The organism is Thiomonas sp. (assembly GCF_034007205.1).
Taxonomy (GTDB): domain Bacteria; phylum Pseudomonadota; class Gammaproteobacteria; order Burkholderiales; family Burkholderiaceae_C; genus Thiomonas.
The window spans coordinates 44116-54611 of sequence record NZ_JAVERI010000016.1 but is presented as its reverse complement, the minus strand read 5'-3'; the positions used below and the strand labels follow the sequence as shown (position 1 = coordinate 54611).

Annotated in this window: 10 protein-coding genes; 6 read left to right on the top strand and 4 right to left on the bottom strand. The window is 67.1% G+C overall.

What is annotated here, in order from left to right; genetic code table 11:
* Window positions 1-164: 164 nt before the first annotated feature.
* Both RBR52_RS12810 and gspG read right to left on the bottom strand, forming a co-directional pair.
* Window positions 165-776 (bottom strand): prepilin-type N-terminal cleavage/methylation domain-containing protein, encoded by a 612-nt coding sequence (locus RBR52_RS12810; RefSeq protein ID WP_320377668.1) that lies wholly within the window; start codon window positions 774-776, stop codon window positions 165-167.
* Between the two features lie 289 nt (window positions 777-1065).
* Entirely contained in the window at window positions 1066-1533 is a 468-nt protein-coding gene (gene gspG, locus RBR52_RS12805) for a type II secretion system major pseudopilin GspG (protein ID WP_320377666.1), read from the bottom strand.
* Between the two features lie 80 nt (window positions 1534-1613).
* On the opposite strand from gspG, the gene RBR52_RS12800 reads away from it, so the two are divergent.
* The 5 genes from RBR52_RS12800 (at window position 1614) to RBR52_RS12780 (ending at window position 6364) form a co-directional block, all read left to right on the top strand.
* Window positions 1614-2192, top strand: a complete 579-nt coding sequence (locus RBR52_RS12800) for a type II secretion system protein N (protein WP_320377665.1) — start codon at window positions 1614-1616, stop codon at window positions 2190-2192.
* 135 nt (window positions 2193-2327) lie between these two features.
* Window positions 2328-2603, top strand: coding sequence for an FmdB family zinc ribbon protein (locus RBR52_RS12795; protein WP_320377664.1), 276 nt, complete (start codon window positions 2328-2330; stop codon window positions 2601-2603).
* A 95-nt stretch (window positions 2604-2698) separates the two neighbouring features.
* The gene (locus RBR52_RS12790; protein ID WP_320377663.1) at window positions 2699-3334 is read left to right on the top strand and encodes a DUF502 domain-containing protein; all 636 of its coding nucleotides are present in this window, start codon (window positions 2699-2701) and stop codon (window positions 3332-3334) included.
* A gap of 78 nt (window positions 3335-3412) precedes the next feature.
* On the top strand, window positions 3413-5212 hold the full coding sequence (gene aspS / locus RBR52_RS12785; RefSeq protein WP_320377662.1) for an aspartate--tRNA ligase: 1800 nt from the start codon (window positions 3413-3415) through the stop codon (window positions 5210-5212).
* 15 nt (window positions 5213-5227) lie between these two features.
* Complete coding sequence (locus tag RBR52_RS12780; protein WP_320377661.1) at window positions 5228-6364, top strand: 3-deoxy-7-phosphoheptulonate synthase; 1137 nt, start codon at window positions 5228-5230, stop codon at window positions 6362-6364.
* 378 nt (window positions 6365-6742) lie between these two features.
* On the opposite strand, the gene RBR52_RS12775 is transcribed toward RBR52_RS12780, so the two are convergent.
* Window positions 6743-8218, bottom strand: coding sequence for a PLP-dependent aminotransferase family protein (locus RBR52_RS12775; protein WP_320377660.1), 1476 nt, complete (start codon window positions 8216-8218; stop codon window positions 6743-6745).
* 160 nt (window positions 8219-8378) lie between these two features.
* Here RBR52_RS12775 and RBR52_RS12770 point away from each other — a divergent pair, with 160 nt between their 5' ends.
* Window positions 8379-9584, top strand: coding sequence for a PLP-dependent aminotransferase family protein (locus tag RBR52_RS12770; protein WP_320377659.1), 1206 nt, complete (start codon window positions 8379-8381; stop codon window positions 9582-9584).
* Between the two features lie 46 nt (window positions 9585-9630).
* Here the strand turns inward: RBR52_RS12770 and RBR52_RS12765 are convergent, their stop codons facing one another.
* Window positions 9631-10104, bottom strand: a complete 474-nt coding sequence (locus RBR52_RS12765) for a cytochrome c (protein WP_320377658.1) — start codon at window positions 10102-10104, stop codon at window positions 9631-9633.
* Between the last annotated feature and the right edge of the window lie 392 nt (window positions 10105-10496).

Genomic DNA, 10496 nt, shown 5'->3' with positions numbered 1-10496 from the left:
CCCAGCCTTGGGGCGGCCCGGCGGCTGGGCCGATTTGCTTGCCCCCACGCTTGCCGCTGACGCGGCGGCGCTGCCCCCCGAGGGGGCTGGCCCAGCCTTGGGGCGGCCCGGCGGCTGGGCCGATCTATTCAATGGGGGCGTTGGAACGCGAAGGGGTCCGCGCATCATGATCGGCTTCGACTCACGACGAAAGGCGCGAAGCCGTCGGACTCGATGCTGTCGCGCTCGGCGCCGTCGGACAACACGATGCGGATTGGCCCGCCGACCGGCTCGGAGCCGAACAGCAGCCAGCTCGGCGGCGTGCCCATGCGCTGCCCACCCTCGCTCAGGCTCACCGACACCGAACCCGCCGCGTAGTCCGCCTCGCGCGGCTCGCCGCCCAGCGCGGCGCGCCAATCCTGCGGGGGAATGTCTCTGCTGCCGCCCACCCAGGGCCACAGCCGCGGACGCAGCAGGTCGGAGTCCACCGGCTCCCAGCCCTGCGGCCCGATCTGCACGAAGGCATAGCCCTTGGGTCCGCTGGCCCAGGCCAGAGGCACGCCGGTTTCAGCGGCATGTTGGCGAGCCGCGTCGAACAGCGCCGAAAGCCGTTGCGCCTCGCGCTGCATCTGCGCGTTTTCGGAAGGCGGCAGCGCAAACGCCGCCAGCGCAGTGACCATGCCGACGATGACCAGCGCCACGAGCATTTCCAGCAGGGTGAAACCACGGGAATAGAGCCCCCACGCTTGCCGCTGACGCGGCTGCGCTGCCCCCCGAGGGGGGCCACCCCACCCCAACCCGTCCAATGGCTGGCTTGCAAGCCAGCCCCGTTCCAGCGGGGCAAAGCCAAGCAGTTGGCTTTGCCTCCCCCGCCTCCACCCCCACTCGTGGGGAGGGAGCGAATGCTCCTCCCCCACTTGCTGGGGGAGGTTGGGAGGGGCATCCTTCGTCTCGCGCAGCGCCGTCCTCTCCTCCCCCACTTGCTGGGGGAGGTTGGGAGGGGGAGAGGCCCGCCCTGGTACGGCCCGCCCCGCGCAGGCCACCCGCTCCTGCTGCGCGTCTGCCTCGACCGCGCCGCGGGCCGATCTACTGCCAGCTTCCAATATCGGCATTGGCCCCTTCTCCGCCGGGTTTGCCGTCTGCGCCATAGCTGAACACATCCACCGGGCCCTTCACGCCCGGATTGAGATACTGATACGGATTGCCCCAGGGGTCGGTCGGCAATTTTTCGAGATAGGGCTTCCAGTTGTTCGGGATGGGCGGCGTGGAGGGTTTGACCACCAGCGCCTGCAAGCCCTGCTGCTGCGTGGGATAGACGCCGTTATCGAGCTTGTACAGCTTGAGCGCCTGCATGATGGTGGCGATGTCGGTCTTGGCCGCCGTCTGCCGCGCCTCGTCGGTGCGGCCCATGATGTTGGGCACGATGAGCGCCGCCAGCACGCCCATGATGACCAGCACCACCATGAGTTCGATCAGCGTGAAACCGCGCGTCCTGCACCGAGCTGCCCGCGCGCGCGGCACCTCGGAGGAAATTTCCTTCCAACCCTCATTCATCGACTTCCACCTTTTGAATAGCGCCGGGTGCAACCTCTGCTTTCCGAGGAGGCACATTCTGCGCGGATAATAAGTGTCTCATGTTGCGCACCTCGATCCAATTCCCCTCTCCCGGCAGCGCTTCCACCCGCGGCAGCCGCCGGGCCGCGCAGTGGCTGGCCGTTGCGCTCGCGTTCTCCTGCGCGGCGCTGGCGGTCACCTGGGTGTTGCGATGGGTCGCCTCGCCGCAGGCGGTTCCGGCCGACGCCCAGATCATCGGCGCGCTGTCGCCCGAGCAGGCGGCGCAGCAGGCCGCTCGCCTGTTTGGCGCGACGCCCGTCGGCGCCGCCAGCGCACCGGCCGCGCCCGGCCGCTTTCGCCTGTACGGGGTGATTGCCGGGGGCGATACCGGCTCGGCGCTGATCGGCATCGACGGCAAACCGCCCCGCGCCATCGGCGTGGGCGACGCCATCGCTCCGGGGGTGATCCTGCAGGCCACCGGCTACAAGGCGGTGTGGCTGGAACGCGACGGCATGCGTCAGGAACTCAAAATGGATCCGCCAGGCGCTCAGCCCGGGAATGTCGGCTTTCCGGGCGTCGCGCCGCGGCTGCCGTCATTCGCCCCGCCCGCACTGGCGCCGCCCGGCACCGCCCCTGCGCGCCTCGACAACGAAAGATGAGCGGCCGCAATCCTGGCCCACAACCCTGTCCGCGGGGCATTTTTATAATGCGGACATTGTTTCGCGCCTGTACGCCCCCAATTCGGTCTCGAAACGCCGACATCCGGGCGTTCCGATTTTGACGAGGTTTCCACCATGCCGATCTACGCTTACAAATGTGATGCCTGCGGCCACACCCTGGACGCACTGCAGAAAATGTCTGACGCCCCGCTGACCGTCTGCCCGCATTGCGGCAAGCCCGCGCTGCACAAGCAGGTCACCGCAGCGGGCTTTCAGCTCAAGGGCTCGGGCTGGTATGCCACCGACTTCAAGGGCGGCGGCGCGACGGCTGCCGCAGCGACGACAGCTGCCGCATCTTCTTCCGACAGCGCCGCATCCCCTGCCTGCGGCGCTTCGTGTGCCTGCCATTGAGTGCGTCTGCCATTGAGCTTCAGGGCCCTGGTTCGCGTGCCCTGCCCCTTCCCTGAACCCAACGCCTTCCGCGCCCCGGAAGGCGGTTTCATTCCATGAGCCTGAAAAACATTTTCATCGCCGGCATGCTGGTGTGGCTGCCGCTGACCATCACCATCTGGGTGCTGTGGCAGTTGCTGGCGGTGTTCGATGGCATTTTTCGGGCCCTCGTCAGCGCCATGAGCACCGTGGCGCCCGGGCTGGCGCCGGGGCTGGACAAGCTGGTGCACATTCCCGGCGTGGGCGTGGTGCTGGTGCTGATGGCCATTTTCCTCACCGGACTGGCCGTGGCCAATATCGTGGGGCAGTGGGGCCTGGCGCGCTGGGACGCCCTGATGGCCCGCATTCCGCTGGTCAAGACCATCTACAGCAGCGTCAAGCAGGTGTCGGACACACTGTTTTCCAGCAGCGGCAATGCCTTTCGCAAGGCCCTGTTGGTGCAGTATCCGCGGCAGGGTTCGTGGACCATTGCATTCATGACCGGCACGCCGGGCGGCGAGGTCGCCGAGCATCTGCCTGACCACGTCAGCATCTATGTGCCGACCACCCCCAACCCCACCTCCGGCTTTTTTCTGATGCTGCCGCGCAGCGAGGTGATCGAACTGCAGATGAGCGTGGACACTGCGCTCAAATACATCATTTCCATGGGCGTGGTCGTGCCGGGCGGGCCGAACAACCAGCGGGTGCGCTGAACCGCGCCGCATCCTCTCTTTTTTCTGCTGTCTGCGCCTGAGTGGTGCGGGCCTGTTTTCCGAAAGTACCTCTCCAACATGAGTCTGCGTAGCCAGTATTGCGGTCAGGTGACCGAAGCCCTGCTGGGCCAAACCGTTTCCCTGTGCGGCTGGGTGCATCGCCGCCGCGACCACGGCGGGGTGATCTTCATCGACCTGCGCGACCGCGAGGGTCTGGTGCAGGTGGTCTGCGACCCCGACCGCGCCACCATGTTCGCCACCGCCGAAAGTCTGCGCAACGAGTTCTGCGTGCAGGTGCAGGGCCTGGTGCGGCCGCGCCCGGCAGGCACCGAAAACGAGGGCATGACCTCGGGCAGGATCGAAGTGCTGTGCCATGACATCACCGTGCTCAACGCCTCGGTCACGCCGCCGTTCCAGCTCGACGACGACAACCTGTCCGAGACCACGCGCCTGACCCACCGCGTGCTCGACCTGCGCCGTCCGCAGATGCAGCACAACCTCAAGCTGCGCTACCGCGTGGCGATGGCGGTGCGGCGCTTTCTCGACGCCCAGGGCTTCATCGACATCGAAACGCCCATGCTCACCAAGAGCACCCCCGAAGGCGCGCGCGATTACCTGGTGCCCAGCCGGGTGCACGACGGCGAGTTCTTCGCCCTGCCGCAGTCGCCGCAGTTGTTCAAGCAGATGCTCATGGTCTCGGGCTTCGACCGCTATTACCAGATCACCAAGTGCTTCCGCGACGAGGACCTGCGCGCCGACCGCCAGCCCGAGTTCACCCAGATCGACTGCGAGACCTCCTTCCTGAACGAGCAGGAGATCCGTGATCTGTTCGAGACCCTGATCCGCAGCGTGTTCAAGGAGGTGCTCGGCGTGGAGCTGGCCGACCCCTACCCGGTCATGAGCTATGCCGAGGCCATGGCCCGATTCGGCTCCGACAAGCCGGACCTGCGCGTGAAGATGGAGTTCACCGAACTCACCGACGTGATGGGCGACGTGGACTTCAAGGTGTTCTCCGGCCCGGCCACCACCCCGGGCGGCCGCGTGGTCGCGCTGCGCGTGCCCGGCGGCGGCGAGATGAGCCGCAGCGAGATCGACGCCTACACCGAGTTCGTCAAGATCTACGGCGCCAAGGGGCTGGCGTGGATCAAGGTCAACGACGCGAGCAAGGGCCGCGATGGATTGCAATCGCCCATCGTCAAGAACCTGCACGACGCGGCGATTGCCGCCATCCTGCAGCGCAGCGGCGCGCAAAACGGCGATCTGCTGTTCTTCGGCGCCGACAAATCCAAGATCGTGGCCGACGCCATCGGCGCGCTGCGCGTGAAAATCGGCCACAGCGAATTCGGCAAGCGCCAAGGCTTGTTCGAAGAGGCCTGGAAGCCGCTGTGGGTCGTCGACTTCCCCATGTTCGAGTTCGACGAGGACGAGCAGCGCTGGGCCGCCGTGCACCACCCCTTCACCGCGCCGAAGGACGGCCATGAGGAGCTGATGGACAGCGCCCCCGAGAAGTGCATCGCCAAGGCCTACGACATGGTGCTCAACGGCTGGGAGATCGGCGGCGGCTCGGTGCGCATCCACCGCGCCGAAGTGCAGAGCAAGGTGTTCTCCGCGCTCAAGATCGGCCCCGACGAGGCCCGCGCCAAGTTCGGCTTCCTGCTCGACGCCCTGCAATACGGCGCCCCGCCGCACGGCGGCATCGCCTTCGGCCTGGACCGCATCGTCACCATGATGACCGGCGCCCAGAGCATCCGCGACGTCATCGCCTTCCCCAAGACCCAGCGCGCCCAGTGCCTGCTGACCCACGCGCCGAGTCCGGTGGATGAGAAGCAGCTCAAGGAACTGCACATCCGCCTGCGCAATCCGCAGCCGGCAGTGTGAGCCAGCGAGTCCCCCATGCCCCGCATCGACGACCCCACTCACGACCACGAAGCCGGTGTGCTTGACGGCACGCTCGACACCACCCGCATCGACGACACCCGCATCAAGGCGGTGCGGGCGCTGGTCTCGCCGGCAGTGCTGCTCGAAGCCTTGCCCGTCACGGCGCCGATCGAAGCCGGGGTGGAACAGGGCCGTGCTGCGGTCGCCGATGTGCTGCACGGGCGCGACGACCGGCTGATCGTGGTGGTCGGTCCCTGCTCCATCCACGACCACGATCAGGCGATGGACTATGCGCGCCGCCTGCGCGCTGCGGCCAACGAGGTGAGCGACGCGCTGGTGGTGGTGATGCGCGTGTACTTCGAGAAGCCGCGCACCACCGTGGGTTGGAAGGGCTATATCAACGATCCGCGGCTCGATGGCAGCTTCCGCATCAACGAGGGACTGCAGCGCGCGCGCCAGTTGCTGCTCGACATCAATGCCCTGGGCTTGCCTGCGGGCACCGAGTTTCTCGATCTGCTGTCGCCGCAGTATTTCAGCGACCTGATCGCCTGGGGCGCCATCGGCGCGCGCACCACGGAAAGCCAGAGCCACCGCCAGCTCGCGTCGGGTCTGAGCTGCCCGGTGGGCTTCAAGAACGGCACCGACGGCGGGGTACAGGTGGCAGTCGATGCCATGGTGTCGGCCGCCAGCGGTCATGCGTTCATGGGCATGACCAAGATGGGCGTGGCGGCGATTTTCGAGACCCGCGGCAATGCGGATTGCCACATCATCCTGCGCGGCGGCAAGGTGCCCAACTTCGACGCCGTTTCGGTGGACGCAGCCTGTGCCGTGCTCGCCAGGGCGGGGCAGCGCGAACAGGTGATGATCGACTGCTCGCACGCCAATTCGACCAAGCAGCCGCGCAAGCAGATCGAGGTGGCCGCCAGCATTGCGCAGCGCATCGCCGCGGGCGAGCGGCGCATTGTCGGCGTGATGGTCGAGAGCCATCTTTGCGAAGGCCGGCAGGATCTCAAGCCCGGTCAGCCTCTGGCGTATGGCGTCTCCATCACCGACGCCTGCCTGGGTTGGGACGATACGGTTCCCTTGCTGCGCGGGCTGGCCGATGCGGTGCGCTCCCGTCGCGCCGCCGCGCAACACTCTCGATCCGCGTGAGAAGGATGAGGGGTTCAAGGGCAACGCCATGCAACGGCATCTCCCCCTCCCAACCTCCCCCAGCAAGTGGGGGAGGAGAAGTCAGCGCTGCGCAGAACAAAGGATGCCCCTCCCAACCTCCCCCAGCAAGTGGGGGAGGAGAGTTCCCGGCCCTCCCCACTCGTGGGGGTGGAGGCGGGAGAGGCAAAGCCAACTGCTTGGCTTTGCCCCGCCGCAACGGGGTTGGCCTGCATGCCAGCCATTGGACGGGCCGGGGTGGGCATCTCCGCCTCCCAGCCTCCCCCACGCCGTGGGGGAGGAGAGTTCCCTCCCTCCCCACTCGTGGGGAGGGCCGGGGTGGGGAGGCGCCGTTTCAAACATCAACCTGCCGGATAACCCTTACCCTTTCGCCGCGGCGTAAGCGCGCCAGAAGGCTTCGTCCTGCGTCTGCGTGAAGTTGATGCGCATGCGGGTGGAGGGTTGCTGCTGCGGATCGAACAGGTGGCCGGGTGCGAGCAGATAGCCGGCATCGAGCAGGCGCTGCGCCAGCATGGCGGTGTCCACGCCGGTTTCCACCCAGCCCAGCAGTCCGCGCGGCGGGGCGACGAAGCGGCAGCCCGCCTTCTCGGCCAGCCGCACCGCGCGTGCCCGCGCCGCATCCAGGCGGTCGCGCACCTGCTGTACAGTACGCCGCATCTGCCCCTGCTCCAGCACATGCGCCAGCGCTCTCTCGGTGAGCGCTGGAGTGGTGAGCGCGGCCAGCAGTTTTTGATCGATCAGGCGGTCGATGATGGCGGGCGACGCCGCCACGAAGCCCACACGACAGCCCGGCGCAAGAATCTTGGAGAAGCCACTGAGGTAAAGGGTGTGCTCCAGTTGATCGAGCACGCTCATGCGCGCGCTGCTGGGCTCGGCCAGGGCGGCATAGACATCGTCCTCGACCACCTGAAAGCCGTGGCGCTGCGCGAGCTGCAGCACGCGGTGCGCGCTGGCCGCGCTCAGGCTCTGCCCGGTGGGGTTGTGCAGCACGCTCACGCAGATGAACAGCCGCGGCGCATGGGCACGGGCCAATTGATCGAGCAGGTCGAGATCGGGGCCGTCGGCGCCGCGGGGCACGGGCAGCAGCTTGAGCCCGTGGTGCGCCATCTGCGCGAACTGCATCGCCCAGCCGGGGCTCTCGACCAGCACCGCGTCGCCGGGACGGGTGAGCGCGCGCAGCACCAGATCCAGCGCCTGCGACGCGCCATTCGTGGTCAGAATCTGCTGCGGCGGCGCCTGCAGCGACAAGCCAGCCAGTTGCCGCGACAAGGCCTCGCGCAAGGCCGGATCGCCCAGCGGATGCCCGTAATGCAGCGAAACCTGCTCCAGTTCGCTCCCGCGGGCGATGCGCCGCAGCGCCGAACCCAGCGCAGCGCTCTCCAGCCACGACGCGGGCAGCACACCCGAGCCGGGTGCGCCCCGCAGCGCCACAGCAGAGCCTGCGCCCATTTGATGAAACATGCCGCGCACCAGGGCGGTGGCGTGCGTCGGCGCCATCATGGGCGCAGCAACCTCGGGCTGCGCAGCGCCACGCCTGGCGATTGCGGGTGCTTGCGCCAGCACTGCAGCCCGCACGAAATACCCGCGCTGCGCGCGCGCCTCCACCAGCCCGTGGGCCTGCAGCCGGTCATAGGCCGCCACCACGGTTTGCGTGCTCAGCCCGTAGCGCCGTCCACAGTCGCGCACCGAAGGCAGGCGGCTGCCCGGCGGCAGCAAGCGGTTGCGGATGCGGGCGGCAAACAGGGCGGCAAGCTGCTCCGTCAAGGTCGCCGCGGCATGGCGCTGCAGGCCGATGGCTTCCCCCTTCGTCGCTGCTGTATTGTTCAAATCGTCCATACAGTTGTTTTTTTGTATTGCCAATGTGTATTGATACTGTATTGAATTGAACCCTAAGCTGCAGCCCATGTCCACACCCGCAGCCTCCTCCGAGCAAACCCGTCTGCTGGCGCCCGCCCGTGCATGAAGCGCCGCACCCTGCCCCCCCCGGAGTTGATATATGGCCCTCACTTTGTCGCAGCGCAGCGCGCAATACACCACCTCCCCCATTCGCGATCTGCTCAAGCTCATCGAGCAGCCCGGCATCATCTCTCTGGCCGGCGGCCTGCCCGCGGCTGGCAGCTTTCCGGTGGACGCGCTGCGCGCTGCCTGCGCCGAGGTGTTCGACACGCAGGCCCAGGGCGCGCTGCAATACGGCCCGAGCGAAGGCATCGCCCCTTTGCGCGAGTGGGTGGCCGCGCAATTGCGCGAACAGGGCATCGCGGCACAGGCCGACGAAGTGCTCATCACCAGCGGCTCGCAGCAAGGCCTCGATCTCGTGGGGCGGGTGTTGATCGACCCCGGGAGCACCGTGCTGGTGGAGCGCCCGACTTACCTTGGCGCGCTGCAGGCCTTCGCGCCTTACGGTCCATGCTTTGCCGATCTGGACGACGATGCCCAGGGCGCGCTGCCGACGCTGAACGCCCCGGCGCATCGCGACGCGCGCATGGTCTATCTGCAGCCCAACTTCCGCAATCCCACCGGACAGACCCTGACCGCCGCGCGCCGGGCGCAATGGGCGCGCGCCTTGCAAGACCGCCCGATCGCCCTGGTGGAAGACAACCCCTACGGCGAGCTGTGGTTCGACGGCCCGCCGCCCGCGCCACTGGCGGCGCAGCTTCCCGGCCAGAGCATCCTGCTGGGCACCTTTTCCAAAGTGCTGTCTCCCGGGCTGCGTCTGGGTTATGTGCATGGGCCGCAGGAGGTGATTGCCAAGATGGCGCAGGCGCGTCAGGCCGCCGACCTGCAGACCTCCAGTCTGACGCAGCGCCTGGTGCTCAAGGTGCTTGAAGGCCGACTGCTGGATGCGCAACTGCCGCGCATCCGCGCGCTCTACCGCAGCCAACGCGACGCCATGCTCGCCGCTCTCGAACGCCACATGCCCGAGACCGTGCGCTGGGAGGCGCCTCAGGGCGGCATGTTCATCTGGCTGTCTCTGCCGGAAGGCGCAGACGCCACGGCGCTGCTGCCCCTGGCCCTAGCGCGCAAGGTGGCCTATGTGCCGGGTACGGCGTTCTACGCTGCAGGCACGGCCCCGCGCAACACCCTGCGCCTGTCCTATGCCACGGCCACGCCCGAACAGATCGACACCGCCATCGCGCATCTTGGCGACGTCTTTTCGCAGACCCAGGTGCGTCCGCTGACCGAGGGCGTGTTGAACCTCTGAAAAAACAAACCCGCCGGCGGCGGGTTTGTGCACGGGTGCAAGACCGTCAAAGCTCTTCGCGGAACGCGTCGTGGCAGGACTTGCAGGTCTTGGCGGTTTCGCCGAACACCACTTTGATCTCGTCGAGCTTGCCGGTCTTGGCGGCGGCCACCAGCTTGGGGGTCAATTCCTGCAGCTTGTCGGCATCGGCCTTGAACTTGTCCATCTCTTTCCAGAGTTCTGGCTTGGCATGCGAGTCGGGCAGATCGGTGCCCGGGCCGAAGGCCTGCCACGGCAGATGCGACATGAAGGCCACGACTTCGGCGTTCTGCAGCGCGGCCTTGGCATCGAACGGCGCCTTGCCCTGCACCATGGCGCCGATGCGACCGAAGCTCGCCGCCATCACGGTGAAAGCGGACTGGCGATACTTCACAGCGTCTTCTGGTTTGGCAAACTGCGCCTGAGCCGGCACGCTGGCCAGCAGACCACAGGCAAGCACGGCGGCAAAAAGCTTTTTGGGATGCAATGAGGCTGGGTTCATGGAACAGACTCCTGGCTGGATTGAACAACTGAGCGGAACAAAGGTGGGCCAAATGGCGGGGGCAGTGTAAGCAAAAGCAATCAAAGCTGCAGAGCCTGGCCAAGGCCCCCGACCTGTCCGTCTGGCGCCAACAGGACAACAAAACAACGCACCAAACGCAAAAAAAACGCACAGACCGCGTCGGACGGCTGCGCGCTCGGCTTAATATGCGGCTGGTTGAGCACGATCCTCCGGCACGATGGCGCCGATCGGGGCGCATCATGCACAGACCCGCAAGGCTAGGAGCCTGTCGGACTTGGGGCGCGGAAGGCGGAAAAGGGCCGTGTGGATGCCATGTGGCGGCGGATTTGCAGCCCCATAGCCGAAGCTATGGGGCAAAGCCGCTGCCGCAG

Coding starts and splice junctions, on each gene's coding strand:
- aspS (WP_320377662.1), top strand. CDS start 3,413: ATGAGTCTGCGTAGCCAGTATTGCGGTCAGGTGACCGAAGCCCTGCTG.
- RBR52_RS12790 (WP_320377663.1), top strand. CDS start 2,699: ATGAGCCTGAAAAACATTTTCATCGCCGGCATGCTGGTGTGGCTGCCG.
- RBR52_RS12775 (WP_320377660.1), bottom strand. CDS start 8,218: ATGGACGATTTGAACAATACAGCAGCGACGAAGGGGGAAGCCATCGGC.
- RBR52_RS12780 (WP_320377661.1), top strand. CDS start 5,228: ATGCCCCGCATCGACGACCCCACTCACGACCACGAAGCCGGTGTGCTT.
- gspG (WP_320377666.1), bottom strand. CDS start 1,533: ATGAATGAGGGTTGGAAGGAAATTTCCTCCGAGGTGCCGCGCGCGCGG.
- RBR52_RS12765 (WP_320377658.1), bottom strand. CDS start 10,104: ATGAACCCAGCCTCATTGCATCCCAAAAAGCTTTTTGCCGCCGTGCTT.
- RBR52_RS12770 (WP_320377659.1), top strand. CDS start 8,379: ATGGCCCTCACTTTGTCGCAGCGCAGCGCGCAATACACCACCTCCCCC.
- RBR52_RS12800 (WP_320377665.1), top strand. CDS start 1,614: ATGTTGCGCACCTCGATCCAATTCCCCTCTCCCGGCAGCGCTTCCACC.
- RBR52_RS12795 (WP_320377664.1), top strand. CDS start 2,328: ATGCCGATCTACGCTTACAAATGTGATGCCTGCGGCCACACCCTGGAC.